We start from the raw sequence: 26,732 nt of genomic DNA, 5'->3' as shown, positions 1-26,732 counted from the left end.
GGGAGCGAACGTTTGCGTCATGCCGGCGTCACGCGTGGGCTCGGGGAGCGAACGTTTGCGTCATGCCTGCGTCACGCGTGGGCTCGGGGAACCCACCCTACGCCATCGCGACGACCTTGTTACGTCCGCTCTCCTTGGCTTGATACAGCGCCTGATCGGCGTGCGCGACGAGCTGCTGCGCCACGCCTTCGATCGCGTGATCGCGCTCGAAATCGTCGAGGGTCGCGACACCGATCGACACCGACACCGCCAGCGTCTGCCCCTCCTGCAGCAGGAACGGCCGCTCCGCCACGCTGGCGCGGATGCGCTGGGCGACCATGCTGGCGCTCTCCAGGTCCGCGTCGATCAGCAGCACGACGAACTCCTCGCCGCCGAAGCGGCCCAGCGCGTCCGTCATGCGCAGCTCCGCCTTGATGCGCGCCGCGACTTCGCGCAGCACGTCGTCGCCGGCCAGGTGGCCGTACGTGTCGTTGACCTGCTTGAAATAATCGATGTCGATGTACATGCACGACAGCCGGTACGACTGGCGCCGCGCGCGCGCGATTTCCTCGACGAGGCGGCGGTCCATGTAGCGGCGGTTGTAGACGCCGGTGAGCGCATCCGTCAGGCCGATGTATTTCAGCATCTCGTTGCTGATCACGTTCTCCAGGCAGATCGCGATGATCGATGCCATGTGCTCGACGAAGTCCGTGCCCAGCAGCGGCGTGAAGCGGTTCGGGTCGCGGCTGCCCAGGTTCAGGCTGCCGATCAGCCGCTTATTCCGCATCAGCGGCACCATGGCCACGCTCGCGAGGCCCGCCGGCGGATGGGGAAAGGCGTGGCGCTGCGTGGCCGCATCGAACGGCACCAGGCGCGGCCGCGGCGCACGGCCGCCTGGCGGGTCGAAGCCGAGCGCGTCGCCATCGTCGTGGAACAGCAGATTCGGGAACGCCTCGAAATCCACGCCCAGCTTGTGCATGACGGTGTAGATGTCGGCGCCCGTGTCGACGAGCGACAGCGTGAGCGCGTCCAGGTCGGAAATCACGGGCAGCAGGCGGAAGATGGTGCCGACCAGCTCCTGGAAGGTGCTCGCGCCGACGATTTCCAGGTCGAACGCCTGGTGCCGCATCATGATGGCGTGGTTGCCCTCGGCCTGGTCGATCAGGCTGGACAGCTGGCGGCGCAAGGCCTCGTTCTCGGCGATGAGTTCGCGCACACTGGCGCCGCGCTCGTGCATGTGTGGTTCCCCTTCAGCAAGATCCCTAATTTACGCGAATCTACGCGCCTTGGAAACGAAAATGATGAGGCAAGATCAATAACATTGCCAAGATGTCATGTCGATTGCCCGCCAGGCACGCTCCAGCAACGGCGGCGCCAGCAAGTGGACGGCGCGCGGCACGACGTCCAGCCGCACGTCCGCGCCCAGCGCGGCGAGGCGCTCGAAGGCGCGTTCGCTATGCTGCACGGGCACGGTACGGTCCATGCGGCCGTGCACGAGGGCGACCGTCGTGCGCCGCTCCCAGGCATCCGGCAGCGGCTCGCTGCGGCCGGCGATGGCGACGACGTGGCGCGCGAGGAAGCGGTCCTGGCACGCGGCCAGCGCCATGGCCGCCCCTTGCGAAAAGCCGGCCAGCACCGTCCGTTCCGGCGTCACGCCGTATTCCCGCTGTAAATCTTCGACGGTGGCGACGAACGCCGGCAGCGCCGCGCGGATACGGTCCCCGCGGTTCGCGTCCGTGATGCCGTCCACCGAAAACCATTGATAGCCCGCGCCGCCGCGGTCGCAGGGCCATGTGGCCGGCGGTACCGCCACGCGCGCGTCGGCATCGTGCGCGGCGATCAGGCCGGCCAGCGGCGCCATGTCGGCCGGCGTGCTGCCCACGCCGTGCAGCAGGACGATCAGGGCATTCATCGTGTCGGGGTCGTCGAAAACCGCACAGTCTAGCGCATCGGCCGCATATCGATATGCGCCGACCGGCTCAGGCGGTTTTCATATTTGTAAGCGCGAAATCATTCGTTCGCGCCGTGTGATCCCGTCGCTACCATCCTGGCAAGCATGACGACCTTCCGCGTCATCCACGACACTCACCCAACTGCTTCAGGAAGCCGACATGGAAACACATATTCAAATCGTCGACGTGCTCGTGATCGGCGGCGGCACCGCCGGCCCGATGGCTGCCGTCAAGGCCAAGGAGACAAATCCGCAGTTGCGCGTGCTGCTGCTGGAGAAAGCCAACGTCAAGCGCAGCGGCGCCATCTCGATGGGCATGGATGGCCTCAACAACGCCGTCGTGCCGGGCTTCGCGACGCCCGAGCAATACGTCAAGGAGATCACGATCGCCAACGACGGCATCGTCAACCAGGCCACCGTGATGGCGTACGCGCGCAACAGCTACGCCATGATCGAGGAACTGGACAGCTGGGGCGTGAAGTTCGAAAAGGATGCGACGGGCGACTACGCGATGCGCAAGGTCCACCACATGGGCACCTACGTCTTGCCGATGCCCGAAGGCCACGACATCAAGAAGGTGCTGTACCGCCGCCTGAAACGGGCGCGCGTCGAGATCACCAACCGCCTCGTCGCCACGCGGCTGCTCACGGCGGACGACGGTGCAAGTGGCGGCAAAATCGCCGGCGCCATGGCCTTCGACTGCCGCACGGGCGACTTCCACGTGATCCGCGCGAAATCCGTCGTGCTGGCGACGGGCGCCGCCGGCCGCCTCGGCCTGCCCGCCTCCGGTTATCTGTTCGGCACCTACGAGAACCCGACCAATGCGGGCGACGGCTACAGCATGGCCTATCACGCGGGCGCCGAGCTGTCGGGCATCGAATGCTTCCAGATCAACCCGCTGATCAAGGATTACAACGGCCCCGCCTGCGCCTACGTGACGGGGCCGTTCGGCGGCCACACGACGAATGCGAAGGGCGAGCGCTTCATCGAATGCGATTACTGGAGCGGCCAGATGATGCAGGAGTTCCACGACGAACTTCAGGGCGGCAACGGCCCCGTGTTCCTCAAGATGAACCACCTGGCCGAGGAAACCATCCGGACCATCGAAACGATCCTGCACACGAACGAGCGCCCGAGCCGCGGGCGCTTCCACGCAGGCCGCGGCACCGACTACCGCGAGCAGATGGTCGAGATGCACATCTCGGAAATCGGCCTGTGCAGCGGCCACTCGGCGTCCGGCGTGTGGGTCGACGAGCATGCGCGCACGACGGTTCCCGGCCTGCACGCGGCCGGCGACCTCGCCTGCGTGCCGCATAACTACATGCTGGGCGCCTTCGTCTACGGCCGCCTGGCCGGAGAAAGCGCGGCCGCGTACTGCGCCGCGCAAGCCCTGCCGGGCGTCGACGAGGCCCAGGTCGAGCGCGAGCGCGCCCGCGTGTGGGCGCCGCTCGCGCGCCAGGACGGGCTGCCGCCGAACCAGGTCGAATACAAGCTGCGCCGGATGGTCAACGACTACCTGCAGCCGCCCAAGGTCACGCGCAAGATGGAGATCGGCCTGCAGCGTTTCGAGATGATCCGCGCCGACCTCGACCGGCTGCAGGCGCGGAACCCGCATGAGCTCATGCGCGCGATGGAAATCCACGCGATCCGCGATTGCGCCGAGATGGCCGCGCGCGCCTCGCTGTACCGCACGGAGAGCCGCTGGGGCCTGTATCACAACCGCGTCGACTACCCGCAGCGCAACGATGCCGACTGGTTCGTGCACGTGCAGCTCAAGAAGCAGGACGGCGGGATGACGTGCTTCAAGCGTCCCGTCGCGCCATACATCGTGCCGCTCGACGACAGCGAGAAGGAGGCCTACCAGCGCCTGCGCGTGAAGACCGAGCCCCTCGCGGCCTGACCAGGAGAACCCATGCCGACCACCATCAACATCACCAGCGTTCCCGTCACCGTCGACGGCGACAAATGCATCGCACACAAGGGCTGCACCGTGTGCGTGGACGTGTGCCCCCTCGACGTGCTGGCCATCGACATGGTCCAGGGCAAGGCCTACATGCAGTTCGACGAATGCTGGTACTGCATGCCGTGCGAGCAGGACTGCCCGACCGGCGCCGTCCGCGTCGACATCCCCTATCTGCTGCGCTGAACGACACCACCCGGAGAATGACTCGATGAAGCTGCACCATGAACTGATCGGCCTGTCCCTGCTGCTCGCCTTCGGCAGCGCCCACGCGCTTGACACCATCCGCGTTGCCATCGGCACCCAGGACACGACCATCAACTGCGCCACCGGCGGCCTTCTGATCCGCGAGCTGCACCTGCTGGAAAAATACCTGCCGCACGACGGCAAGTACAAGGACGTCAAGTACGACATCGAATGGAAGAATTTCACGTCCGGCGCGCCGCTGACGAACGAGATGGTCGCGGGCAAGCTGGACATCGGATCGATGGCCGACTTTCCCGGCGCCTTCAACGGCGCCGCGCACGCCAAGGCGGGCAGGAAGAGCATCTTCGTCACCGTCCTGTCGGGCAGCACGCTCGGTTCCGGCAACGGCATCGTCGTGCCGAAGGGTTCGCCGGTGCAGTCGCTGGCGGAGCTGAAGGGCAGGACGATCTCGGTGCCGTTCGCGTCCACCGCCCACGGCATGCTGCTGCGCGCCGTGAGGGCGCAGGGCTGGGACCCGGACAAGGACGTGAACATCACGACGCAGGCGCCGGAAGTCGCCGGCTCCGCCCTGCAGGGCAACAAGGTCGACGCCCACGCCGACTTCGTCCCGTTCGCCGACCTGTTCCCGCACCGCGGCTTCGCCCGCAAGATCTACGACGGTTCGCAGGCCCGTTCCCCGACGATGCACGGCAGCCTCGTCGAGGCCGACTACGCGAAAAAATATCCGGAGATCGTCGTGGCCTACCTGCGCGCCGCCATCGAAGCGGACCGCCTGATCGCGGCCGAACCGGAAAAATACAGTGAGCTGATCGCGAAGGTGACCGGCATCGACGCCGAAGTCGACTACCTGTTCCACGGCCCGGTAGGCCTGCAGACGCGCGACTTCACGTGGAAGCCGGAATACCGGCAGGCCGTGAAAACCTCGATCGACACGCTGCGCCTGCTGAAGCGCACGGACTCGGACCTCGACGTCAACACCTTCATTGACGATACGTTCATTCGCACGGCCTTCAGGCAGGCCGGCCTGGACTACGACAGGCAATTGAAGAACTACGACAAGCTGCCGTTGAAGGCGCGGGACGCGGTGACCGGCAAACCGATCACGGACTTCCGTCACCTCACGCAGATCTGGGTGCGGGGCGAGCCGCTCGTGCGCCACTACGCGAGCGCGACGACCGCGATCGCCGCGCTGCGCCAGCTGGAACAGGCGGGCAGGAAGGTGCGCACCGTGTACGCCCACGATCAGGGCTCGGGCCTCAAGCTGCTGGCGGGCGACGCGTGGTTCGTCGTCGCCGCCGACGGCAAGGACGTCAGCGCGTTCCTGCTGAAAGCCGATGCGCAGGCCCAGGCGGCCAAGGTCAAGGGCAAGGTGGTCGATTTCGATACGCTCAAGAGCGGGAAGGCGATGTAAAGGCTTGAAAGCCACCGTTAGCGTCATCCCCGCGCAGGCGGGGGTCCAGGCTTTGCGTCCGTAGTCGAAACCCTTGGGTTCCCGCCTGCGCCGGAACGACGTGCAAATGCAGCGTTCCCTAAAAAATGCATCGATCCTCATCCAGTCACCCAGGAGCTTCATGGACACCACCGCCCCTCGCACACTCGACCCCGCCCTGCTGCGCCACGCGCGCCGCCTGGCGCTGCGCGTGCTCTCGCTCGTCGCCTGCGTGGCGGCCTGGCAGTGGGCCGCCGCGCACCACCTCGACCTCGGCCTCGTCACGTTCCGGAATGTGCCGTCGCCCAAGGACGTGTTCGATGCGGCCGCCGCGCTGCTGGAATCGCCCAGGCTGGTCCTGCATTTGAAGGCCAGCGTGGGGCGCGTGTTCGCCGGCTTTGCGGCGGCGGGCGTGGCCGGCCTCGTGCTGGGCCTCGTCATCGGCCGTTCGCGGCTGCTGGAAGACGTGCTGCTGCCGCCGCTCGAAATGCTGCGCCCGATCCCGGCCGTCGCCTGGATCCCGCTGGCGATCCTGATGTTCCCGTCATCCGAGTTGTCGATGGTGTTCATCACGTTCATCGGCGCGCTGTTTCCCATCTTGCTGGGCACGATCCACGGCGCGGAGGGCGTCGATCCGCGCCTCGTCGCATCGTCGCGCAGCCTCGGCGCCGGCCGCTGGACCATCTTCACGGAAGTCATCCTGCCGGCGGCCGCACCCAACATCGTCACGGGGCTGTCGATCGGCATGGGCACGGCGTGGTTCTGCCTCGTGACGGCGGAGATGATCGCCGGCCAGTTCGGCATCGGCTATTACACGTGGGCCGCGTACACGATCCAAAACTATCCGGACATCGTCGTCGGCATGCTGTTCATCGGCGTCATCGGCATGGGCAGCAGCGCGCTCGTGAAAAAACTGGGCGATCTCGCCATGCCCTGGTACCACATGCAAAGGACGAAGCCATGAACCAGACGACCAGCATCGAACGCGCACGGCTGGCGCAGGGCGGCGCCATCGAGATCGACCAGCTCGGCATCCGCCTCGGCGCCGGAGCGCAGGCGTTCGACGCGGTGCACGACGTCTCGCTGTCCATCGCGCCGGGCGAATTCGTCTGCGTGCTCGGGCCGTCCGGCTGCGGCAAGTCGACGCTGCTCGGCGCCCTGGCCGGGCATTGGACGCCCAGCCGCGGCAGCATCCACGTCGATGGCGCGCCCGTCGCGGGGCCGCATCCGGACCGCGGCCTCGTGTTCCAGCAGCACACGCTGTTCCCGTGGCGGAAGGTGCTCGACAACGTCGCCTTCGGCCTCAAGATGAAGGGTATCGGACGGGACGAGCGGCGCGAGCGGGCGCGCGAGCTGCTGGGCCTCGTGGGCCTGGCTGCCTTCGAGGACCGCTATCCGGTCCAGCTGTCGGGCGGCATGCAGCAGCGCGTGGAAATCGCGCGCGTCCTCATCAACCATCCGCGCGTGATGCTGATGGACGAACCGTTCGGCGCACTGGACGCGCAGACGCGCTTGAAAATGCAGGAGCTGCTGCTGGAGGTGTGGGCACGCGTGAACACGACGATCGTCTTCATCACGCACGACATCGACGAGGCGTTGTTCCTCGCCGACCGCATCCTCGTGATGAGCCCCCGCCCGGGCCGCATCATCGACGAGATCCGCCTCGACTTCGAACGCCCGCGCCATCCGGACCTCATGACCTCGAGCCACTTCACGCGCCTGAAACGCCACTGCCTGGACCTGCTTCACCCGCAAGCCAGCATCACGCCGCTGGCGCGCCTGAGCCCACTGGGCCCTCTCTGAACCCCGCCATGCAAGGACACACCGTGACAACCGATTACCACGACGCCCCCGAACTCGCAGCCCTCGCGCTGCGCCTGCAGGACGACGACCACACGGTCCGCCGCATCGCGCTGCTCGGCCTGGCCGACCTGGACGGCGACGCCCACGTGCCGCTGCTGCTGGCCGCGCTCGACGACGACGCCGCGGCCGTGCGCACGGCCGCGGCCCGCGCGCTGGAAGCCTTCGAATCGCCGGCCACCGTGCGCGGCCTCGCGCGCCTGCTGTCCGACGACGACGCCGGCGTGCGCGCGGCCGCCGCAGAAAGCCTCGCGGAGCTGAAACTGCCCGAGTCGGCGCGGGAACTGTTGCCGTTCATCGGCGTCGATGACGCCTTCGTGCGCGCGGCCGTACTGCGCGGCGTGCGCGAACTGCGGGTGCCGGACAGTTTTACGCCCGCGCTGGCGGCGCTCGGCGATGCCGATCCGCTCGTGCGGCGCGAGGCGGTGACCGTGCTGGGTTACCTGAAACATCCCGATGCGGTCGACGCGCTGGCGCGGCTGGCGATCCAGGACCCGGAGCCGGAAGTACGCCGCGCCGCCGCGGGTGCGCTGGGCTTTGCCGCCGCGCCGCAGGCCATATTGCCCGCCCTGCTGGCGGCCCTGTCCGACCAGGCATGGCAAGTGCGCGAGGAAGCCGCGACGACGCTCGGCAAGCTGCGCCTGCGCGACGCGGCGCCGGCTTTGATCGCCGCGCTGGGCGACGACTGGTGGCAGGTGCGCCTGCGCGCCGCCCGCAGCCTGGGACGCCTGCGCAACCCGGACGCGCTGCCGGCCCTGATCGCTGCGCTCGATCACAGGATCGGCAACCTGAGAAAAGAAGCGGCGCTGGCGCTGGGCGAGATCGGTTCGCCCGCGGCACTGCCCGCGCTGTGCGAGGCGGAAAGCGATTCCGACCCGGAAGTGCGCAAGTCCGTGCGCCTCGCGCTCCAGCAAATCGGGGCGCAAGCATGACGGTGCCGGAAGCGGTCGAGAACCACGCCGCGCAAGGCGTGCTGGCGCTGCGCTGGCCGGACGGGCGCACGGTGCGCGTCACGCATGCGCGCCTGCGCGCGGCCTGCCCGTGCTCGGCATGCCGCGCGCTGCGCCGGGCCGGCGCCGGCGTCGAAGGCGGCGATGCCGTACGGCTGGCCGCGATCGAACTGGTGGGTACATATGCACTGAACCTGGCGTTCAGCGACGGCCACCGGCGCGGCATCTATCCGTACGAGATGCTGGCGACGCTGGACTAGAACGCGATTTCCGTTTCCATCTCCTGGCCGAGATGCAGCTCGCTGCCGGCACCCGCCGTCACGATGCAGTTCATGCCCAGGCAGATGGCGCCTTCCATGCGCGGATTGGCGCGGTAGGTCTGCAGGATGTCGAGCGGGTCCGGGCCCGGGACGCCCGTCGCCTGGTCGATGGACGGGATCGGGCAGCGCGCGCACGGCTTCACGGGACGGATCTCGACGCCGCCCACCGTCAGCGTCGCCAGGAAATCCTCTTCGCAGGCGTCCAGGCCGTCGACGACGAGGTTCGGGCGGAAGCGGTCCATCGGCAGCGCATGGCGGCCGGCCGCGACGAGGCGCGCGTTGAGGTCGTCGAGCGACGCCTGGCCGATCAGCAGCAGCGGGTAGCCGTCCGCAAAGCGCGTCCGCGCTTGCACACCGTCCGTCCACTTGGTGCTCGTCGGCCGCACGACGTCGCGGTGGAAGCGCACGAGGCGGCACGGCGTGGCCAGCGCGGCCGAAAACCAGGCGGCCGCCGCGTCGCCGCAATCGGCGGCGTCGACCTTGTCGTCCCAGATCTGCACGGTGCGCGTGGCGGCTGCCTCGTCCCACGCGAGCGGCAGCGCCAGTTCATCCATGCCGGGCGCATGGACGCGCAGCCTGCCGCCGTCGGGCAGCGGCCGGATCAGCGCCATGCGCGGATGCTCGCGCTGCGTGAGGAACTGTCCGTCGGCCGTCACCAGCATCCATTCGCGGTCGTGCACGTCCAGCGCGGACAGGCCGGATTCGTTCACGACGGCCGACCGGACGGCGATGCCGGCGCAGGATTTGATCGGGTACAGCAGCAGGTGGGTCAGGATGGCCATGGATCGCGTGGGCGGAACGGGTTGGAATGACGCCGACAGTATCGCATCAAACGCCGTCCGTGCCCACCGTCGGGGCAAAGCGGGCAGCCAGGAAATCGATCAGCAGGCGCAGCTTCTTCGACATGTGGCGCTTGCTGAGGTAGAGGGCGTGGATGTCCAGCGCGGCGCCGGCGAAGTCCTCCAGCACGGGCACGAGGTCGCCGGCCGCGACGGACGGTGCGAGCGCGAACGCCGGACCGAACACGATGCCCGCGCCCGCGCGCGCCGCCTGGCATGCCAGTGCCATCGAATTCGTCCGCAGCGGGCCGTCGACCTTGACCGTCATCCGGCCGTCGCCGGCCTCGTACCACCACTCGCCCGGCGTCGTCACGCCGCTCAGGTACAGGCAGCGGTGGCCCGCCAGTTCGGACGGATGCGCGGGCGTGCCGTGGCGCGCGAGGTAGGCCGGCGCCGCGCACGTGATCATGCGGCTGGTGCCGAGCCGGCGCGCGACGAGCGCGGAATCCGGCAGGCGGCCGATGCGCAGCGCCAGGTCGAAGCCTTCGTCGATGAGGTCCGAAAAGCGGTCCGTCAGCTCGACGTCCAGCACGATGTCGGGATAGCGCGCGAGGAATGCCGCGAGCGCGGGCGCCAGGTGCTGCTCGCCGAACGTCACGGGCGCCGTCAGGCGCAGGAGGCCGCGCGGCACGGCCTGCAACTGCATCGCCTCGCGATTGGCTTCCTCGATGTCGGCGAGGATCTGCACGCAGCGCCGGAAGTAATTGTCGCCGGCCTCCGTCAGCGTCAGGCGGCGCGTGGTGAGGGTCAGCAGGCGCACGCCCAGGGTCTGCTCCAGGCCGCGCAGGTGCTTGCTCACCATCGCGTGCGACAGCCCGAAGTGGCGCGCCGCGGCCGCCAGGCTGCCGCCCTCGACGCTCTTCACGAACACCGCCATGCTCGTCATCCGGTCCATGCGATCTCCTACCCAAAGTCGTAAATGATGCCACGAAATACGGGATTATCGAATGAACCGATGGAAGTTACAGTCGTCGCCGTACCCCATCACCCAGGAACGGCAATGAAGATCAAGACCAATGGCATCGAACTCGACGTACAAATTTCCGGCAGCGGCGCGGTCACGCTCCTCTACCTGCACTACTGGGGCGGCGCGGCGCGCACGTGGCAACCCGTGATCCGCGCCCTGCCCGACGGTTACCGGCACGTGGCCGTCGACCTGCGCGGCTGGGGCGGCTCGAGCCGGCCCGACGCTGGCTACGCCCTGGCCGACATGGCGGCCGACATGCGCGGCGTCGCCGAGGCGCTGGCGCTCGACCGCCATGTCCTCGTCGGCCACTCGATGGGCGGCAAGCTCGCGCAATATCTCGCGGCGGACGGCCTGGCCGGGTTGCGCGGCCTCGTCCTCGTGGCGCCGTCGCCGCCGCTGCCGCTGCCGCTCGACGCGCGGCAGCGCGACGCCATCGCCCACGCCTACGACGACGCGGCCGCCGTCGGCGCCACGCTCGACCACGTGCTGAGCGCAGGCCCGCTGCCGCCCGCGCTGCGCAACCAGGTCGTCGAGGACAGCCTGCGCGGCGCGCACGCCGCGAAACGGGCCTGGCCGCATGGCGCGATGGCGGAAGACATCACGGAACGGGCGCGCAGGATCGCCGTGCCGGTGACGGTCGTCTCCGGCGAACTCGATCGCGTCGACCCGCCGGCGGCGCTGCTCACGCACCTGCTCCCGTTCATCCCGCACGCCGTGCTGGAGACGGTGCCGGGACGCGGCCACCTGCTGCCGCTGGAGGCGCCGGACGCGGTCGCGCATGCGATCCGGCGTTGCGTGGCCGACGTGTCACCGGGCTGAGACGGCGTTTGCCATTCCGAAAAAACACGCGTACACTCCGTCCCGTCGCTCCGACCACCGGGGCGGCACCAATGCTAGGGGTCCTGCGTCGTCATCGACGGCGTGGGTGAGAAATACCCTCCGAACCTGATCTGGATAATGCCAGCGAAGGGAAGCTACAGAGCTCCGCGTGCACGTTCGTCTGCCCGCATCTTTGCACCTCCTCCAGCTGGATCGCCGATCTCCCGGGGCACTTCTAAACCTGCTGCGCGTTGCATTTTTGCCCTGCGATGCTCGCTGTACTAGCGTACAGCTGCGCGTCTCGGACAAAACTGCTGCCGCTCGCGACGGTTTCGAAGTGCCCCTTAGTGACCAACAAGGAGTGCACTTGAACGCCGATCCGAAATTCCTCTCCGCCAGCGCCACCGTCGACGCCGCCGCCGTCGCGCCGCTGCCCAATTCGCGCAAGGTCTACGTGACGGGCAGCCGCCCGGACATCCGCGTGCCGATGCGCGAGATCCGCCAGTCCGACACGCCCGCGTCGTTCGGCCATGAGCCGAATCCGCCGGTGTGGGTCTACGACACGTCGGGGCCGTACACCGATCCCGAAGCCGTCATCGACATCCGCTCCGGCCTGGCGCCGCTGCGCGCCGGCTGGATACGCGAGCGCGGCGACACCGAAGAACTGGCCGGTCCGACGTCGCACTACGGCATCGAACGCCTGAACGATCCGAAACTGGCCGAGCTGCGCTTCCACCTGCAGCGCAAGCCGCGCCGCGCCGTCGCGGGACGCAACGTCACGCAGATGCACTACGCGCGCCAGGGGATCATCACGCCCGAGATGGAATACGTCGCCATCCGCGAAAACCTGCGGCGCCAGGAATACCTCGCCGCGCTGGAAGACGCGGGCCCCACGGGCAAGCGCATGGCGCAGGTGCTGGGCCGCCAGCATCCGGGCCAGTCGTTCGGCGCATCGGTCCCGCGCGAGATCACGGCCGAATTCGTGCGCGACGAGATCGCGCGCGGCCGCGCCATCCTGCCGAACAACATCAACCACCCGGAATCGGAGCCGATGATCATCGGCCGCAACTTCCTCGTGAAGATCAACGCCAACATCGGCAACTCGGCCGTCACGTCGTCGATCGGCGAGGAGGTCGAGAAGATGACCTGGGCCACGCGCTGGGGCGGCGACACCGTGATGGACCTGTCGACCGGCAAGCATATCCACGAGACGCGCGAGTGGATCGTCCGCAACAGCCCCGTCCCCATCGGCACGGTGCCGCTGTACCAGGCGCTGGAAAAGGTGCACGGCAAGGCCGAGGACCTGACCTGGGAGATCTACCGCGACACGCTGATCGAGCAGGCGGAGCAAGGCGTCGACTACTTCACCATCCACGCCGGCGTGCGCCTCGCGTATGTGCCGATGACCGCGAACAGGCTCACCGGCATCGTCTCGCGCGGCGGCTCGATCATGGCCAAGTGGTGCCTCGCCCACCACAAGGAATCGTTCCTGTACACGCGCTTCGAAGAGATCTGCGAGATCATGAAGGCCTACGACGTCGCGTTCAGCCTGGGCGACGGCCTGCGTCCCGGCTCGATCTACGACGCCAACGACGACGCCCAGCTGTCCGAACTGAAGACCCTCGGCGAACTGACGCAGGTCGCGTGGAAGCACGACGTGCAGGTGATGATCGAAGGTCCGGGCCACGTGCCGCTGCAGCTGATCAAGGAGAACATGGACCTGCAGCTGGAGCAGTGCCACGAGGCGCCGTTCTACACGCTGGGGCCCCTGACCACCGACATCGCGCCGGGCTACGACCACATCACGTCCGGCATCGGCGCCGCCAACATCGGCTGGTACGGCACGGCGATGCTGTGCTACGTGACGCCGAAGGAGCACCTGGGCCTGCCCGACAAGGACGACGTCAAGGACGGCATCATCACGTACAAGATCGCGGCGCATGCGGCCGACCTGGCCAAGGGTCATCCGGGCGCGCAGATCCGCGACAACGCGCTGTCGAAGGCGCGCTTCGAATTCCGCTGGGACGACCAGTTCAATCTCGGCCTCGATCCGGACAAGGCGCGTTCCTTCCACGACGAGACGCTGCCCAAGGATTCCGCCAAGGTGGCGCACTTCTGCTCCATGTGCGGCCCGCATTTCTGCTCGATGAAGATCACGCAGGAAGTGCGCGACTACGCGGCCGGCCAGGGCATCGCCGCGAACGCCGCGCTGGAACAGGGGATGCAGGTGAAGGCCGTCGAGTTCATGAAGCGCGGCGCCGAGCTGTATCACAAGGAGTGACGCCGTGCTGGAAATCGAACTGAACGGCGCGGCGCACGCGCTGCCCGCGCACGCGAGCCTGCACGACCTCGTCGAGTCGCTGGGCCTCGCGGGCCAGAAGCTCGCGCTGGCCGTGAACCGGCAAGTCGTGCCGCGCGAGCGCTGGCGCGACACGCCCCTGCACACGCGCGACCGCGTGGACGTGGTGCGCGCCATCGGCGGCGGCTGATCCTCGACATTGAAGGAACATGACATGACGAATACGACTCAAACGGACCGGCCGTTGACCATCGCCGGCAAGGCATACAACTCGCGCCTGCTGGTGGGCAGCGGCAAATACCGCGACCTGGAACAGACCCGCGCCGCGACGGAAGCGTCGGGCGCCGACATCATCACGGTGGCGATCCGGCGCGTGAACATCGGCCAGCACGCGAACGAGGCGAACCTGCTCGACGCGGTGCCGCCGTCGCGCTGGACGATCCTGCCCAACACGGCCGGCTGCTACAACGCGAAGGACGCCGTGTACACGCTGCAGCTGGCGCGCGAGCTGCTGAACGGCCACAAGCTCGTCAAGCTGGAAGTGCTGGGCGACGAGAAGACGCTGTTCCCGAACATGCCGGAGACGCTCGTCGCCGCGCGCGAACTGGTGCGCGATGGCTTCGACGTGATGGTCTATTGCAGCGACGATCCGATCCAGGCGCGCATGCTGGAAGACATCGGCTGCGCGGCGATCATGCCGCTCGCGTCGCTGATCGGTTCCGGCATGGGCATCCTGAATCCGTGGAACCTGTCGCTGATCATCGAGCAGGCCAAGGTGCCGGTGATCGTGGACGCCGGCGTCGGCACGGCGTCCGATGCGGCCATCGCGATGGAGCTGGGCTGCGACGGCGTGCTGATGAACAGCGCCATCGCGGGTGCGCAGGACCCGGTGCGGATGGCCGGCGCAATGCGCCTCGCCGTCGAAGCGGGCCGCGAAGCGTACCTCGCGGGCCGCATGCCGCGCCGGTTCGCGGCCTCGCCGTCGTCGCCGATGGCGGGCCGGATCTGATGGACACGCTGCTGCGGCCCTGCGTGCTCGTGTGCGCCGGGCTCGATCCGTCGGGCGGCGCCGGCATCCAGGCCGACATCGAAGCCGTCTCCGCCCAGGGCGCGCACGCGCTGCCGCTGGTGACGGCGCTGACGGTCCAGGACAACAACACCGTGCGCGAGGTCGTGCCGGTGGACGCCGGCCTGTTGCTGCGCCAGGCCGCGCTGCTGGCCGAGACGATGCCGATCCGCGCGGTGAAAATCGGCATCCCCGGCAACCGGGAGAACGCGGAAGCCATCGCCGCCATCGTGCGCATGCTGCGCGTGCAGCGGCCGGACCTGCCCGTGGTGCTCGACCCGATACTGGCCAGCGGCCGCGGCGACAACCTGTCGCGCGGCGACGCGCTGGCCGCGCTGGCGCCGCTGCTGGCCGTGGCCACGCTGGTCGTGCCGAACCTGCCGGAAGCGGCGGCGCTGGGAATCGCCCCCAACGGCAGCATGCCCCTGCCCTGCGCCCACGTGCTGGTCACGGGCGGCCATGGCGACGGCGCCGACATCGTCAACCGCTGGCTCTGCGCCGCGGGATCGCGGGAATGGCGCTGGCCGCGCCTGCGCGGCGAATTCCACGGCAGCGGCTGCACGCTGGCGTCCGGCATCGCGGCCCGGCTGGCGCTGGGCGACACGATGGCGCAGGCGCTGGAACTCGGCCAGCGCTGGTGCGACCGCACGCTCGCGCATGCGTACGCGATCGCGCCGGGCCAGCGCATCCCGCGCCGCATCCATCCATGAGGAGAGACAACGACATGCGAGGCTTGTACCTGGTGACCCCGAACTGGGACGACACCGACCGGCTGCTGGACGTGACGGAACAGGCGCTCTGCGCCGGCGCCGCGCTGATCCAGTACCGCCACAAGGACGCGGGCCCGGCCCTGCGCCGCGAACAGGCCGCCGCCCTGCTGGCCCTGTGCCGGCGCCACGGCCGGCCGCTGATCATCAATGACCATGTGCTGCTGTGCACCGAGCTCGATGCGGACGGCATCCACGTGGGCGGTCTCGATGCGCCGGTGGCCGCCGTGCGCGGCGCCGTGGGCCCGGACAAGATCGTCGGCGCGTCGTGCTACGGCGACCTCGAACTGGCGCAGAAGGCGCAGGGCGCGGGCGCGAGCTACGTCGCGTTCGGCGGCTTCTATCCGTCGCTGGTCAAGAAGTATGCGGTGACGACGGCGCCGGACATCGTCCTGCAGGCCAAGGCCAGCCTGTGCGTGCCGGTGGTGGTGATCGGCGGGATGACGGCGGCGAATGCACGGCCGCTCGTGTCGCGCGGCGCGGACATGGTGGCCGCCATCAGCAGCGTGGTGCAGGCGCCGGATCCGTTTTCGGCGGCGCGGGAGTTCGTCGGATTGTTTTGATGCCGGTCTGGCGGGCACGGGGTGCCCGCCATGCGTTCGCGTTACGCTTTCGCCAATTTGAACTGCGCCAGCTCGCCGGTGAGATACCCCACCGCCGCGCCGAACTTGTCCTTGTAGTTGGCCTTGACGAGCGGATCCAGCGTGCCCTTGACGTTGGCGTGGATGCCGATCCAGTCGCCCGGATGCTGGAAGTTGCTCATGACGTAGGTCCAGCCATTGACGTCGTCCACCGCGTGCAGGCCGGTCGACTCGGCGCCGGACGGTACCGACAGGACGCGCGACAACTGCTTCGTGTCGATGTTGTACGCCCACAGGAAGTTATTGACGTGCAGGTTGCTGTCCTCGCCGATGAACAGCGTGCGCATCTTTTCCGAGAACTTGAGGTTGTCCGGGTTGGCGATCTTGTCCGGATTCGCCGTGTTGCCGAGGGCGTCGGCGCCGATGTCCTCGCCGACCAGCAAGGCCTTGACGTCGGCCGGCATCCACTCGCTGTTGATGGCATTGCCGGCCGTGTCCTTCTGGCCGCCCTTGAGGCTCAGCGCCATCACGGCGCCCGCGTTCAATGCCTTGGGAATCGAGATGCCGTTCCCCGCCACGTTGGCCGCATTCCCGGCCACCATCGAGCTCTGGCAGTACGACAGCGCCGAATACGCGACCTTGTCCTTGAGGTTGACGGTCGTGCCTTCCATCTTGGTAAAGCCCAGCGAGGCGCCCAGCAGCGCGGCATAGCGGTGGGTTTCGAGGAAGGCCGCGGCCTTTTCCATGCCCGGTTTCAGCTTGATCCACTCGGCCTTGCCGCCGACCACGACCTTGGTATAGGTCGCATCCTGCGGGTCGGCGCCGGCGCGGTCCATGATGTCGGTCGCCTTGAGCGACGCGGCCAGCGCGCGGATCTCGGTGCTGGTGGCCGCGCCGAGCCTGATCCAGGTGAGCGGCGCCGGGCTGCCCGCCGGGTCGAGCGAGAAGCCCGCGCCGACCTTGGCCACGTACAGCGTGCCCGCCGACAGGTCCTTCTCCTTGTCGGCCACGAACACGAAGTAGCCGCTGTTGGTGGCGTCGTCGCCCATGATCACGGTGCGGTTGTCGCCCAGCACCTGCACCAGTTCGTGCGAGATACGGCCCATGCAGTAGTGCTTCTTGATGGACGCCGTGCCGTCGGTGTTGACGGTCACTTCCGGCAGGTGGCCGTAGTCGTACGGGTTCGCCTTCGTCTCGTCGCCGTACAGGTTCTTGCTGAAGGCCTTGAACTGGTCCTCGCCGGCGGCGGTGAAGGCGTTCGGCTCGTACTCTTCGCTCGACAGGTGCGTGCCCCACGGCGACAGGCTGGCGCCGCACGTGATCCACAGGCCGTTCACGCCGGACGTGTCGACGTTGTGGTACTTCACCAGCGTCAGCTTGCCGGTGGTCTTGTCCTGGTCGAGGGTCAGCACGGCGATCGGCGACGGCAGCTTGCCGTACATGTCGGTCTTGCCGTCCTGGGCCCAGCTCGTGTATTCGAACTGCACGACCGCGAACACCGCGTTGCCCTTCACGCCCGCCACGTTCGCATTCGGCACGGTCAACAGCGACGTGCCGTCCGGCGAATCCGAGAAGAACTGGCGCTCTTTACCCGCGACCGTCGTGTCGACGATCGCCTTGTTGTTGATGTCGTAATAGCCGCCGGCCAGGATGGTGCCGCCGCTCCCGTTCGGGACCATGTCGCCCGTGATGAAGAACGGCTGATACGACAGCTTGAAATCGAGCTTGCTGCTGTCGCTGAAGTTGACCGTCATCGTCGATGCGACCGACGTCTTCGCCATGGCCGCGGCATCGGTCAGCGCGGGCGCCGCCATCGACCCGAACGACACGCTCGCGAGCGTCACGGCCGGCGTCGGGGCGGTGGTCGTCGGGGTGTCGTTGTCACCACCGCCGCAGCCGGCCATCAAGGCGGCCACGCCACCGGCTCCCAGCGGCAGCATCGGGGTGGCGCCCATCAGGCGAAGCAGGCGGCGGCGGGACAGGTCGGGATTCGGGTTCATGCGTCAACTCTCCGGAAGGTCAGTAGGAATGCCCGGAGGTTAGTCGACGAGTATGTCACCTTCATTACAAAACTTTAATGCTTCAAACCCCGGCGGAAGCCGGCGCACCGCCGCGATGCCGGACGGTCCGGCCCCGGGCCGGCCACCCGCTGGGGGCAAAATCGGGAATCCTTGCGCTTCTTCAAGAATGTGACATTTCCGGCGAGTTAGTTTCCGAGAGCAATCAAAACATCGGGCCAGCCCGGTCCGGTATCGACATCGACGAAAGGGGACGCATCGCATGAAACTCGGATTCTTCGGCATTGGCCTGTGCCTGATCCCGCTGGCCGCGGCGGCCGCACCGGTTGCGACACCATACGCGAACAACAACGGCGCGCTGCCGCCGTCCAGCCAGTACACAGGACCGCTGTTCAAGCTCAGCCACGCGTACCCGGCCAAGGTCGCGGCACCGGCCATGCCCTGGCGCGACGCCATCCAGAACGGCAAGATCACGGTCCAGAACGCGAGCGCGTACGCCGAGGCGCTGAAGGCGGCGGTCGGCAAGGACATGCCGACCCTGCTGTTCGACTACGCGCACTGGGACGCCGCCGCGCGCGGCTGGTACAACGAACCCTGGCTGGGCAGCGCCAACGGCACGTACGGCGGCCGCGAAGCCATCCACGGCATGTACGTCGGCACCGACGAACTGGATGCGTCGCTGTTCGCCGCCAGCGGCCTGACGAAGCCGATCTCGACCTACGTGCTGACCTACTACGACAAGGTCGCGGCCCAGACCCTGAACCACGTGTGGTCGGCGAGCGCCGGCATGAAGCCGAGCGTGACGTCCACCAGCACGCAGTTCGCGGAGGGCTCGCTGATCGTCAAGGCCGCGTTCGTGACGGCCGGCCCGGACGTGTGGCCGGTGATGGCCGGCACCCAGGTCTGGCCGCTGTACATCACGACCAACGCCACGACCGGCGGCAGCACGCTGCCCAAGGTGACGAACACCTACCTGATGCAGTTCGACATCATCGTCAAGGACAGCCAGTCCGCACCGGACACCGGCTGGGTCTTCATGACGCTCGTCTACGACCAGAACGTCAAACCCGGCCCGAACGGCATCTGGGACCAGATGGTCGTGCTGGGCGCGCAGTGGGGTAACGACCCGCAGGCCAACAGCACGGTCAACCCGGCCGCGCCCCTGCTGCAGAACTGGAACAATCCGGCCGCGCCGGCCTATGGCGGCGCCACGTTCGGCTGGGGCAACCGCCTGTCCGGCCCGAACGACGGCGCCATGAACGACATCGCCTACAAGGACGGCGTCAGGCAGCAGTTGGTCAAGAATGCCCAGGACTCGTCGTGCATGAGCTGCCACAGCACGGCGCAATGGAATCCGAAGACGAACACCATGCCGTCCTTCCTGCTGCCGGCCACGTCGAACCCGCCGCAGATCGCATCGAAGCAGTACATCGTGTCGCCGCCGCCCGGCTCGCCGGACTGGCTGCGCTGGTTCCAGAACCGCAAGGGCAACGTGCCGATGGACGCGGGCAGCATCGCCGCCGACTTCGACATGGTGCTGGCCTTTAAATCGCTGCCGCTGTGGTACACCGCCACGACCGGCAAGACGCATGCCCTGACCGGTTTCGACCTGCGCGGCAAGCGGATGCCGCCGCGCGCCGGTAAATAAGCCGCGTCCAGCCTCGTACGCGGGCGCGGGTGCCCGCGACACGCCATCCTCATCCAGCAGGAGACACGATGTCATCCAACTACAAACGTTTCTACACGAAGGCCGGCAACATGCCGGCCGGGATCTCCGAAGGCTATCCGGTGCCGGGTCCGCAGACGGCGGACGCCGACCGCATCGCGGCCAGCGCCTTCTTCACGACCGACTGGGCGCAGGCGCAGGCGACCAGCTACGACTTCATCGTCATCGGCACGGGTCCGACCGCCGTCGCCTTCGTCGACCGCGCGCTGGCGCGCAATCCGCAGGCGCGCATCCTCGTGCTGGACCGCGGCGGCTACTGGCTGCCCGTGCATTACCAGATGCTGCCGATGGCCTTCCAGGCGACCAGTGGGCCGTGCACGACGTATCCGTGGACACGCAGCGCGGCAATGGCCACGACGGGCTCCAAATTCTTCCAGGCCGGCTACATCCCCGTGCTGGGCGGCCGCTCGACCTACTGGAGCGCGTGGTGCCCGACGCCGGAACCGACATTGATGCGCGACTGGCCGCCCGCGCTCGTCGCCGTCACGCAGCAGCCCGGCTTCTGGGAGGGCGCCCGCGCCTTCCTGCACGTGACGACGGCCGACCGCATCGACGACAGCGTCTACGGCAGCCTGCAGCGCCAGCTGGACACCAACCTGCGCGAAAACTTCAAACGCTTCGTGCCGTCGGCCGAAGGCGCGTTCCCGGCGCCGATGGCCGTCGGCCACAGCGAATGGCAGGGCGTGAAGTTCTACAAGTACTCGACGGTCGGCACGCTGCTCGGCCTGCAGCAGCGCCAGCAGGCGCTTGCGGACCAGGGCCATGGCCAGGCGCTGGCGCTCGTCGACCAGTGCATCGTCCAGCGCCTGCTGCACGACGGCGACGGCACCGTCACGGCGCTCGAAACGAGCCGCGGCCCTTTAAGCGTCGGCAACGCGCGCATCGTGCTGGCGATGGGCACGATCCCGCCCGCGACCCTGCTGATGAATTCCTTCGGCGACCGGCTGCCGAACATCGGCAAGCGCTACACGGGCCACTTCATGTCGCACGTCACCGCGCGCGTCAAACGGTCGGCATTCAAGGACCTGGCCGCGCTGGAACTCGGCGCCCAATACCTGCACGGCAAGGACGAGCAGGGCCTGCAATACCACGTGCAGGTGAGCGCCTTCGCGTCGGGCGACCCGGCGCGCGACGCCACCACCATCGCCTACGAAGCGCCCGACGCCGCGGCCGTCGCGTCGATGGCGCAGCTGGTGGGTTCGGAAGACTACGTGGTGTTCGTGTGCGCCACGCTGGGCGAGGTCGGCGAAGACAATCCCGACAACTGGATCCGCGCGAACGGCAGCCTCGATCCGACGACGAACATCACGGTGCAGCTGCAGGCCGGCCCGCGCGAACAGCACCTGTGGGACGTGCTCGACGAAGCGACCTACCAGACGATCGCCGCCCTGGCCAGCCGGGGCGCGGGCACGACGCCTTCGATCGAATACTGGATCGAAGGCGCGCCCGACGCGGGCTTCTGGCAGGCGCGCCGGCCGGGCAAGCAGCAGATCCGCCTGCCGATCATCGTGCACGAGGCGTCGGCGCTGTGGATCGGCGAGGATCCGGCCACGTCCGTCGTCGGGCTGGATTACCGGCCGCATGGGGTCAGGAATGTCTACGTCACCGGCGGCGGGTTGTTTCCGACGTCGGGGTCGTGGAATCCGACGTTGACCATGTGCGGGCTGGCGCAGGATCTGGCGGAGAGGCTGAACTGAGTTGCCGTAACCCCGCGGCGGCTAGCCGTTGACGCACGTCCCGGCCGACGCATCCATCGCACCCGCGGTTCCCGTCCCGACGCGCCGGAGGAAGACGTCGGGACGGATCCTCGGCAGCAGCGCCGGGGATGCGTCGGCAAAGTGGGGCAAGCCGCCCCACAGCCGCGCATCGCCGATGAGGAAAAAACGGTGCTGCGCCCGCGTGAGGGCCACGTTGAACAGGTTCGGCTTGCCGGCCGCCCACACGGCCGCGCCACGCGTCGCGGCGTCGCATCCCAGCACCATCCAGACCATGCTTTCTTCCTTGCCCTGGAAGGTGTGGACCGTGCCGATGCGGGTCCGGCACCACTCCCGCAGCACGCGCGGCGACGGCTGGCTGCCGGCCGGCCAGGCGGCGCCGTTCACGAGCCTGCGGGCCAGTGCCTCCTTGATGCGCCGGAAGGGCGAAATCACGTACAGGGCCGGCAGCTCGCCCGTGCGCAGGGTGAGCTGCACGATGGCCCTGCATACGAGCTCGATCTGCTCCGGCACCGCCTGTTTGTCCTGCGCCGCGCCGCCGACGTCGACCCACGCGCTGGGGCCTACGTCGAGGCTGTCGGACGGCGGCAGGCGCAACGCCGGGTCGTGCTGGTCGAAATAGATCATCTTGCCGCGATAGGCGATCTGGTTCGCGATCGTGAACATCGGATCGACGCAGCGCCGGTGCACCCGCAACGGGCTGCCGATCCACTGGTCCGTGCCGTCGACCTCGATCCGCGCGCCCAGCGCATTCGCCTCGTCGGCCAGGTTCTGCACCGACGCCAGGTGCGGCTCGACCGGTTGTCCGGCGGGCAGCTGCGCGGTCCGGGCCAGCGCCTCGATCAGCTTGATGGGCACGGTGAACACGGGCTCGATCTGCAATGGATCTCCCACCACGACGGCACGCCTGGCGCGCCACAGCGCGCCGACCGCCGCCTGCGGCACCGCCTGGCCCGCCTCGTCGATGAACAGCCAGCCGAGGCTGTCCGGGCCCAGGTCGCGGAACTGTGTCGCGATCGAGGCGAACGTGCTGGACACCACCGGCACGACCATGAACAGGCTTTGCCAGATGGCCTGCGCATGGTCGCGCTGCAGCAGCTTCTTGCCGCCCAGCAGGCGGGTGACGGCCACCAGGTTGCTGCCGAATCGGCCCCCGCTTTGCAGGACTTCGGCGAGCCAGGCCTCGTGCAGCGCCAGCGCCGCGACGAACAGCGCCGAGCGCAGCGCGTTGACCGTCTCGTCATGCCAGAGCCCCTGGATCTGCCAGCCGGGGTCCTCCAGCGTGGCCGCGCCGTCGGGCCCATTCATCTGCGGGAACTGCCCGGCCAGCGCGTCGCGTTCGCACTGGAGCGTCTCCCATTCCTGCGCCCGCTCGGCCAGCGCACGCTGCGCCCGGGCATCGCCGGCGACGGCGTCCTGCACACTGCGGCGACCGTCGGCGATCGCCGCCTCGACGGCGCGCCGGCGCGCCAGCCACTCGCGCTGCAGGCGCAGGTTGTCGGCCTGCTCGGCCTGGAACGCCTGCTCGCGTTCACGCCGCAACCAGCGCAACCACCATGCGGGGCGCGTCCGTTCGACCAGGCGCAGCTCTTCACGCAGCGAATCCAGCTGGCGGCCGCACAAGGCCTGCTCGTCGTCGAGCTGCGCGAGCGCCGCCTGCGCGTCCGCGCGGGCCTGTGCCGCCCGCGCCCGCCGTTCGTCGGCCTCGGCGCAAAACACGGCACAGGTCCGGCCGCGCAGCCGCATGCAGACAGCGGCATAGCGATCGAGCAGCGCAATGCGTTGCGCAACCGCCGCGTCGGCCGCCGCGAACGCCGCGCGCGCCTCGGCGAAACCCGGTCCCGCATATTTTTCGCGCCACGTCCAGATCGATTGATGGACGTCGGGATCGAATCCCTTGACGGGCCATTCCGCCCGTTTCGCATCGGCCGCGAGGCGGAACGCGAAGTCGGTGCGATTGCGCTTGCGGCCGAGCGCACAGGCGACCAGTCCCCAGGGCGCGTCGTCCGCATCGAGCTTCGCATAATCGCCCTTGGCGGTGCGTGCGGCGATGTTGTGCGCCACCGTCCGCAGGTAGCCCGCCTTCGCGCCGCCCTGTGCGTCGCGCCACGGGGTCTTGCCGGTTTTCCCCAGCGCCTTCGATTTGGGCAAGTCGCGCGAGAGGTTCTCGACGGCCGCGTTGTTGGACGACGCGACCACCATTTCGAAGCCGGCGAGCTCCGGGCGCAGGCGCGCGACGGCGCACCGCCCCTCGTTCTCGAAATCTACCTGCACGACGTCGGCAAATGCGTCGCCCGCGCGCGCGAAACCGGCCAGCACGCGGGCGCGCCGCGTGATCAGTTCGGCGAACACGTCGCGCAGCAGCGTCGTCTTGCCGGTGCCGGGCGGCCCGTTCACGGAAAAAACGCCGCCGGATTCGAGCCGCTCGAACAGGCTGTTGATGGCGAACTGCTGCATCAAGCTCATCGCGTGCGCGGGTTCGCCCGGCCAGTGGGCGGACGGCAGCCGCGCCGGCGCGAGTGCCGCAAGAATCGCCTCCCTGCCGGGCGCCGTGTACAGGTCGAGGCGCTGCTCCTGAGGCAGCGGCGCGAGATAAGCGCGCAGTGCCGGGCTATGCGTGCCGCGTTCCAGCGAGGCGATGGCGCGCTCGATGTCCTTGGCAAAAAAACTGTTGAGGATCTCGACTTCGATCTCGTCCGCGCCGCCGGCGGCGTCGTCATCGTCATCGTCGTCCGTTGCGACGCGCGATCCGCCGTTGCGCTCCGCGGCGGCCTTGGCATTCGCCTGCCGCTTCTTCGGGTTCTCTTCGACACTGCGGGCCCGGACGACGATCGCCGCGACGCCGTCGCGTCCGGCGCCGGGCGCGAATCCCGTCCAGTCCTCGAAGATCGCCTGCAACGCCAACAACTCTTGCGCGGAAAGGGGAACGGGCAGCTGGACAGGCTCGCCCGTGCCCTCCACCTGCGCCCAGGCGGGCGGCCGCGCGCGGCGAAATTCCAGCAGCGACTCCTTGAGATCTTCGATCCCGTTTTGGAAGGCATCGAAATCCAGCGCATCCAGTCGACCGGCGCGCTGTATGCGTCCGAGCGCCCACGGCGCGGTGGACACGGAAACATCGTCCAGACCGGGTTCGCCGGCCGGCCCGATCCTGAGTTTCGCCATGCACGTCAAGCCCTCCAACGCAGCGCGCTCGTCCTGCTCGACGGTTTCGTCGGCCGTCAGCGACGCCTGCAGCACCTGCCGCGTCACCTCGGCGAGGATCGACTTGTCGAACACGCCGAAATACACGTCGAAGCCGCTGAGTTCACGCCCCGGCGGCAGGCACGGCGTCCATAGCGGGCGTTCGGCACGGCGCAAGGCGGCCACGGACCAGGCCTGAACGGCCCATTCCGCATCCGGCGCCTCCATGACCTGCTGTTCGAGGTCGAACGGGATGAAAAACTCGACCTGGTGCCAGAAGCGCAGGATGCGGTCGGCGGGGTGTTGCTGCTTGGGATCGTTCATATCGCTTGTTTCCGGGCTCATAACGCTTATGTTAATTCATCGCCCGAGTATGTAACGTTGTGCGAGCCTGCACAATGGCGTGGAACATAGACAAGTAGCAAATTCCTAGACACAAAGTGGCGCCGTCGCCGGCACCGGAGGGGTAATCCCCCATTTTTAGCGCTCGCTAAAAGTCGAGGTTAGGCGGCAAGGGCAAGTCTTTGTTTTGGTGTGATACCGCCGAGGCCATGTTGGGCCGGTCGTGATTGTAGGTCCACAGCCATCGAGTGGCAAATTCCTGGATTTCGTCGAGCGTTTCAAAGAGGTGGTGCGCCAGCCAATCGTAGCGCACGGTCCTGTTGTAACGCTCGACGCAAGCGTTTTGCTGAGGCTGGCCTGGCAGAATGAAATCGATGCGGATGCCGCGTCTGGCGACCCAAGCCAATGTCACTGCGCGAATGTACTCTGGGCCGTTGTCGCAGCGGATCGCGTTTGGTTTGCCGCGCCATTCGATAATCCGGTCCAGTGATCTGACGACGCGGTCGGCGGGCAGCGAGAAGTCGACCTCGATTCCCAGTCCTTCCCGATTGAAATCATTGAGGACATTGAACAGGCGGATGCTGCGCCCGTCGGCAAGTTGGTCATGCATGAAGTCCATCGACCAGCTCTATGGCAACCTGCCCAGATAGGCCGATGCTCCAATAAGGTGTACATACTTTCGTCTTCGGGTATCAGGTGAGGAAGCTCAACCTTACTATTGACAATGTATTTTATCAATAGCACAAAGCATCTACCCTAATAACATTAACCATTTCTAAAATTCAAGTTAAATTTTTGTAATGTAATTTTTCCTATTTTGTTATAATTTGTGAGCATCTCAAGAAATAAATTAACTACATTGAAGCCTTCAAGAGAATTTACCAAGCTTCGATTTTCCGGTGATATCTTTTGATACTTATGCGGCCTTTATAATTTTTTTGTTTATGCAGTGATCTAAAGCAAAATATGGTTATTGGGCCGAAATTGACTTTGTTATTTTTTGAGAAAAATTATATGCAAACTTTGGCATTCGAAGAAATCGACATGGTATCTGGTGCAGGCATCGTTAGCTCGATGGCTAGTTGGGTTGTTGGCAACGGTACTGGCTATGCTGTTGGTGGCTAATTGCCGAAAAGAGGGGCGTTTTCGCCTCCTATTTATATGAAAATTTCTGAAGTTCGCGATGTGAGTCCGGTTTGGCAGCAGATTGTGCCAATTCAATCGATTTCGCAGTTGCTTTCATTTATTGCATTTTATGCACTGCTAATTGGGGTCGTGTACCTAATTACGAGGACCAGCACCGAACCTGAAGTTTTCGGAACTGTCTGTACCGGCGTCACACTTGGCGCTTTCCCAGCATTGTTTATTGCCCTGCCTCAAGAGTTTATTGCTGAGTTCAAGTCTGAGTTCGCTGCGGCGTCCACGTTGAAAAAGATTGATGAGCTACTCAGATTTCGAGGGTATAAAAAAAAGGACGATCTGGGCATGACAACTGCTTTATACATCTCTAAATTGCCTGCTGTTTTGTCTTGGAAAGAAAATAGCTTTTTTATACTTAGCTCTGAAAAATCAATTATTATTCGCGGCCCAAGAGGCAGCGTAAAATGGTTGCGGGATCGTTTGATCCGATAAAGCCACGGAATGCGGCCCGGCCCGTATCAGCATGATCTAATCGTGTCACGCAATAATGAAGGCATTTTGTATTTGCCATTAAAACAATAGAACATTATAGTTATTTTTAATTATTTTATTAATTA

The 26,732-nt window shown here is 66.8% G+C and carries 22 protein-coding genes, 1 pseudogene and 1 riboswitch; of the genes and pseudogenes, 16 read left to right on the top strand and 7 right to left on the bottom strand.

Annotation, left to right across the window (positions count from 1 at the left end; translation table 11 throughout):
* Nucleotides 1-97: 97 nt before the first annotated feature.
* Entirely contained in the window at nucleotides 98-1,216 is a 1,119-nt protein-coding gene (locus ACEN9Q_RS28040; RefSeq protein ID WP_495626753.1) for a GGDEF domain-containing protein, read from the bottom strand.
* Nucleotides 1,217-1,291: 75 nt separating this feature from the next.
* Nucleotides 1,292-1,891 carry a dienelactone hydrolase family protein gene (locus ACEN9Q_RS28035; protein WP_495626752.1) on the bottom strand — a complete coding sequence of 200 codons (600 nt, stop codon included), beginning with the start codon at nucleotides 1,889-1,891 and terminating at the stop codon, nucleotides 1,292-1,294.
* 199 nt (nucleotides 1,892-2,090) lie between these two features.
* Here ACEN9Q_RS28035 and ACEN9Q_RS28030 point away from each other — a divergent pair, with 199 nt between their 5' ends.
* The 7 genes from ACEN9Q_RS28030 to ACEN9Q_RS28000 all read left to right on the top strand — a co-directional run bounded on the left by ACEN9Q_RS28030 (nucleotide 2,091) and on the right by ACEN9Q_RS28000 (nucleotide 8,596).
* Entirely contained in the window at nucleotides 2,091-3,830 is a 1,740-nt protein-coding gene (locus ACEN9Q_RS28030; protein ID WP_495626751.1) for a fumarate reductase/succinate dehydrogenase flavoprotein subunit, read from the top strand.
* Nucleotides 3,831-3,842: 12 nt separating this feature from the next.
* Nucleotides 3,843-4,076 (top strand): 4Fe-4S dicluster domain-containing protein, encoded by a 234-nt coding sequence (locus ACEN9Q_RS28025; RefSeq protein WP_056448973.1) that lies wholly within the window; start codon nucleotides 3,843-3,845, stop codon nucleotides 4,074-4,076.
* Nucleotides 4,077-4,101: 25 nt separating this feature from the next.
* Nucleotides 4,102-5,508 carry an ABC transporter substrate-binding protein gene (locus tag ACEN9Q_RS28020; protein ID WP_056448976.1) on the top strand — a complete coding sequence of 469 codons (1,407 nt, stop codon included), beginning with the start codon at nucleotides 4,102-4,104 and terminating at the stop codon, nucleotides 5,506-5,508.
* A 160-nt stretch (nucleotides 5,509-5,668) separates the two neighbouring features.
* Nucleotides 5,669-6,490 carry an ABC transporter permease gene (locus tag ACEN9Q_RS28015; protein ID WP_495626750.1) on the top strand — a complete coding sequence of 274 codons (822 nt, stop codon included), beginning with the start codon at nucleotides 5,669-5,671 and terminating at the stop codon, nucleotides 6,488-6,490.
* A complete protein-coding gene (locus ACEN9Q_RS28010) occupies nucleotides 6,487-7,329 on the top strand; it encodes an ABC transporter ATP-binding protein (RefSeq protein WP_495626749.1) in 843 nt (280 codons plus the stop codon). The genes ACEN9Q_RS28015 and ACEN9Q_RS28010 overlap by 4 nt, the downstream gene beginning before the upstream one ends.
* Nucleotides 7,330-7,337: 8 nt before the next feature.
* The gene (locus ACEN9Q_RS28005) at nucleotides 7,338-8,318 is read left to right on the top strand and encodes a HEAT repeat domain-containing protein (RefSeq protein ID WP_495626748.1); all 981 of its coding nucleotides are present in this window, start codon (nucleotides 7,338-7,340) and stop codon (nucleotides 8,316-8,318) included.
* Complete coding sequence (locus tag ACEN9Q_RS28000) at nucleotides 8,315-8,596, top strand: DUF971 domain-containing protein (RefSeq protein ID WP_056448985.1); 282 nt, start codon at nucleotides 8,315-8,317, stop codon at nucleotides 8,594-8,596. Before ACEN9Q_RS28005 ends, ACEN9Q_RS28000 begins: the two co-directional genes overlap by 4 nt.
* Here ACEN9Q_RS28000 and ACEN9Q_RS27995 read toward each other — a convergent pair.
* Both ACEN9Q_RS27995 and ACEN9Q_RS27990 read right to left on the bottom strand, forming a co-directional pair.
* The gene (locus ACEN9Q_RS27995; protein ID WP_495626747.1) at nucleotides 8,593-9,438 is read right to left on the bottom strand and encodes an MOSC domain-containing protein; all 846 of its coding nucleotides are present in this window, start codon (nucleotides 9,436-9,438) and stop codon (nucleotides 8,593-8,595) included. The two genes, ACEN9Q_RS28000 and ACEN9Q_RS27995, sit on opposite strands and share 4 nt — an antisense overlap.
* Before the next feature lie 46 nt (nucleotides 9,439-9,484).
* Nucleotides 9,485-10,390 carry a LysR family transcriptional regulator gene (locus tag ACEN9Q_RS27990; protein WP_495626746.1) on the bottom strand — a complete coding sequence of 302 codons (906 nt, stop codon included), beginning with the start codon at nucleotides 10,388-10,390 and terminating at the stop codon, nucleotides 9,485-9,487.
* A gap of 105 nt (nucleotides 10,391-10,495) precedes the next feature.
* Between ACEN9Q_RS27990 and ACEN9Q_RS27985 the strand changes: the two genes are divergently transcribed.
* From ACEN9Q_RS27985 to thiE, 6 genes are all read left to right on the top strand, one after another.
* Entirely contained in the window at nucleotides 10,496-11,281 is a 786-nt protein-coding gene (locus tag ACEN9Q_RS27985; protein ID WP_495626745.1) for an alpha/beta fold hydrolase, read from the top strand.
* A 66-nt stretch (nucleotides 11,282-11,347) separates the two neighbouring features.
* Nucleotides 11,348-11,451: riboswitch (TPP riboswitch) on the top strand.
* 197 nt (nucleotides 11,452-11,648) lie between these two features.
* Nucleotides 11,649-13,562, top strand: a complete 1,914-nt coding sequence (gene thiC / locus ACEN9Q_RS27980) for a phosphomethylpyrimidine synthase ThiC (RefSeq protein WP_495626744.1) — start codon at nucleotides 11,649-11,651, stop codon at nucleotides 13,560-13,562.
* A 4-nt stretch (nucleotides 13,563-13,566) separates the two neighbouring features.
* Nucleotides 13,567-13,770 (top strand): sulfur carrier protein ThiS, encoded by a 204-nt coding sequence (gene thiS, locus ACEN9Q_RS27975; protein ID WP_495626743.1) that lies wholly within the window; start codon nucleotides 13,567-13,569, stop codon nucleotides 13,768-13,770.
* A 24-nt stretch (nucleotides 13,771-13,794) separates the two neighbouring features.
* Nucleotides 13,795-14,589: a thiazole synthase gene (locus ACEN9Q_RS27970; RefSeq protein ID WP_495626742.1), complete on the top strand. Its 795-nt coding sequence runs from the start codon at nucleotides 13,795-13,797 to the stop codon at nucleotides 14,587-14,589.
* On the top strand, nucleotides 14,589-15,356 hold the full coding sequence (gene thiD / locus ACEN9Q_RS27965) for a bifunctional hydroxymethylpyrimidine kinase/phosphomethylpyrimidine kinase (protein ID WP_495626741.1): 768 nt from the start codon (nucleotides 14,589-14,591) through the stop codon (nucleotides 15,354-15,356). Before ACEN9Q_RS27970 ends, thiD begins: the two co-directional genes overlap by 1 nt.
* A gap of 14 nt (nucleotides 15,357-15,370) precedes the next feature.
* Nucleotides 15,371-15,976: a thiamine phosphate synthase gene (thiE, locus tag ACEN9Q_RS27960; protein ID WP_056449009.1), complete on the top strand. Its 606-nt coding sequence runs from the start codon at nucleotides 15,371-15,373 to the stop codon at nucleotides 15,974-15,976.
* Between the two features lie 41 nt (nucleotides 15,977-16,017).
* Here the strand turns inward: thiE and ACEN9Q_RS27955 are convergent, their stop codons facing one another.
* Nucleotides 16,018-17,994 (bottom strand): PhoX family protein, encoded by a 1,977-nt coding sequence (locus tag ACEN9Q_RS27955; RefSeq protein ID WP_495626740.1) that lies wholly within the window; start codon nucleotides 17,992-17,994, stop codon nucleotides 16,018-16,020.
* Nucleotides 17,995-18,274: 280 nt separating this feature from the next.
* Here ACEN9Q_RS27955 and ACEN9Q_RS27950 point away from each other — a divergent pair, with 280 nt between their 5' ends.
* Both ACEN9Q_RS27950 and ACEN9Q_RS27945 read left to right on the top strand, forming a co-directional pair.
* A complete protein-coding gene (locus ACEN9Q_RS27950) occupies nucleotides 18,275-19,660 on the top strand; it encodes a hypothetical protein (protein WP_495626739.1) in 1,386 nt (461 codons plus the stop codon).
* A gap of 68 nt (nucleotides 19,661-19,728) precedes the next feature.
* Nucleotides 19,729-21,435, top strand: a complete 1,707-nt coding sequence (locus ACEN9Q_RS27945) for a GMC oxidoreductase (RefSeq protein WP_495626738.1) — start codon at nucleotides 19,729-19,731, stop codon at nucleotides 21,433-21,435.
* A gap of 21 nt (nucleotides 21,436-21,456) precedes the next feature.
* Here ACEN9Q_RS27945 and ACEN9Q_RS27940 read toward each other — a convergent pair whose 3' ends face one another.
* Complete coding sequence (locus ACEN9Q_RS27940; protein ID WP_495626737.1) at nucleotides 21,457-24,957, bottom strand: DEAD/DEAH box helicase; 3,501 nt, start codon at nucleotides 24,955-24,957, stop codon at nucleotides 21,457-21,459.
* 179 nt (nucleotides 24,958-25,136) lie between these two features.
* Nucleotides 25,137-25,600, bottom strand: a pseudogene (locus ACEN9Q_RS27935) (integrase core domain-containing protein); the annotation flags it as partial.
* 536 nt (nucleotides 25,601-26,136) lie between these two features.
* Here ACEN9Q_RS27935 and ACEN9Q_RS27930 point away from each other — a divergent pair.
* Entirely contained in the window at nucleotides 26,137-26,607 is a 471-nt protein-coding gene (locus ACEN9Q_RS27930; protein WP_495626736.1) for a hypothetical protein, read from the top strand.
* Nucleotides 26,608-26,732: the final 125 nt, after the last annotated feature.

This window comes from Massilia sp. Masssp93, from assembly GCF_059491295.1.
Note: the sequence above shows the minus strand (reverse complement) of the source record. Positions and strands in the feature narration are given on the sequence as shown.

What these genes read in the sequence shown, in the direction of transcription:
- ACEN9Q_RS27970 (WP_495626742.1), top strand. Translation starts at nt 13,795, where the DNA reads ATGACGAATACGACTCAAACGGACCGGCCGTTGACCATCGCCGGCAAG.
- thiD (WP_495626741.1), top strand. Translation starts at nt 14,589, where the DNA reads ATGGACACGCTGCTGCGGCCCTGCGTGCTCGTGTGCGCCGGGCTCGAT.
- ACEN9Q_RS28005 (WP_495626748.1), top strand. Translation starts at nt 7,338, where the DNA reads ATGCAAGGACACACCGTGACAACCGATTACCACGACGCCCCCGAACTC.
- ACEN9Q_RS28010 (WP_495626749.1), top strand. Translation starts at nt 6,487, where the DNA reads ATGAACCAGACGACCAGCATCGAACGCGCACGGCTGGCGCAGGGCGGC.
- ACEN9Q_RS28035 (WP_495626752.1), bottom strand. Translation starts at nt 1,891, where the DNA reads ATGAATGCCCTGATCGTCCTGCTGCACGGCGTGGGCAGCACGCCGGCC.
- ACEN9Q_RS27945 (WP_495626738.1), top strand. Translation starts at nt 19,729, where the DNA reads ATGTCATCCAACTACAAACGTTTCTACACGAAGGCCGGCAACATGCCG.
- ACEN9Q_RS28040 (WP_495626753.1), bottom strand. Translation starts at nt 1,216, where the DNA reads ATGCACGAGCGCGGCGCCAGTGTGCGCGAACTCATCGCCGAGAACGAG.
- ACEN9Q_RS27990 (WP_495626746.1), bottom strand. Translation starts at nt 10,390, where the DNA reads ATGGACCGGATGACGAGCATGGCGGTGTTCGTGAAGAGCGTCGAGGGC.
- ACEN9Q_RS28020 (WP_056448976.1), top strand. Translation starts at nt 4,102, where the DNA reads ATGAAGCTGCACCATGAACTGATCGGCCTGTCCCTGCTGCTCGCCTTC.
- ACEN9Q_RS27985 (WP_495626745.1), top strand. Translation starts at nt 10,496, where the DNA reads ATGAAGATCAAGACCAATGGCATCGAACTCGACGTACAAATTTCCGGC.
- ACEN9Q_RS27950 (WP_495626739.1), top strand. Translation starts at nt 18,275, where the DNA reads ATGAAACTCGGATTCTTCGGCATTGGCCTGTGCCTGATCCCGCTGGCC.
- ACEN9Q_RS28030 (WP_495626751.1), top strand. Translation starts at nt 2,091, where the DNA reads ATGGAAACACATATTCAAATCGTCGACGTGCTCGTGATCGGCGGCGGC.
- ACEN9Q_RS27930 (WP_495626736.1), top strand. Translation starts at nt 26,137, where the DNA reads ATGAAAATTTCTGAAGTTCGCGATGTGAGTCCGGTTTGGCAGCAGATT.
- ACEN9Q_RS27955 (WP_495626740.1), bottom strand. Translation starts at nt 17,994, where the DNA reads ATGAACCCGAATCCCGACCTGTCCCGCCGCCGCCTGCTTCGCCTGATG.
- ACEN9Q_RS28015 (WP_495626750.1), top strand. Translation starts at nt 5,669, where the DNA reads ATGGACACCACCGCCCCTCGCACACTCGACCCCGCCCTGCTGCGCCAC.
- ACEN9Q_RS27995 (WP_495626747.1), bottom strand. Translation starts at nt 9,438, where the DNA reads ATGGCCATCCTGACCCACCTGCTGCTGTACCCGATCAAATCCTGCGCC.
- thiE (WP_056449009.1), top strand. Translation starts at nt 15,371, where the DNA reads ATGCGAGGCTTGTACCTGGTGACCCCGAACTGGGACGACACCGACCGG.
- ACEN9Q_RS27940 (WP_495626737.1), bottom strand. Translation starts at nt 24,957, where the DNA reads ATGAACGATCCCAAGCAGCAACACCCCGCCGACCGCATCCTGCGCTTC.
- ACEN9Q_RS28025 (WP_056448973.1), top strand. Translation starts at nt 3,843, where the DNA reads ATGCCGACCACCATCAACATCACCAGCGTTCCCGTCACCGTCGACGGC.
- ACEN9Q_RS28000 (WP_056448985.1), top strand. Translation starts at nt 8,315, where the DNA reads ATGACGGTGCCGGAAGCGGTCGAGAACCACGCCGCGCAAGGCGTGCTG.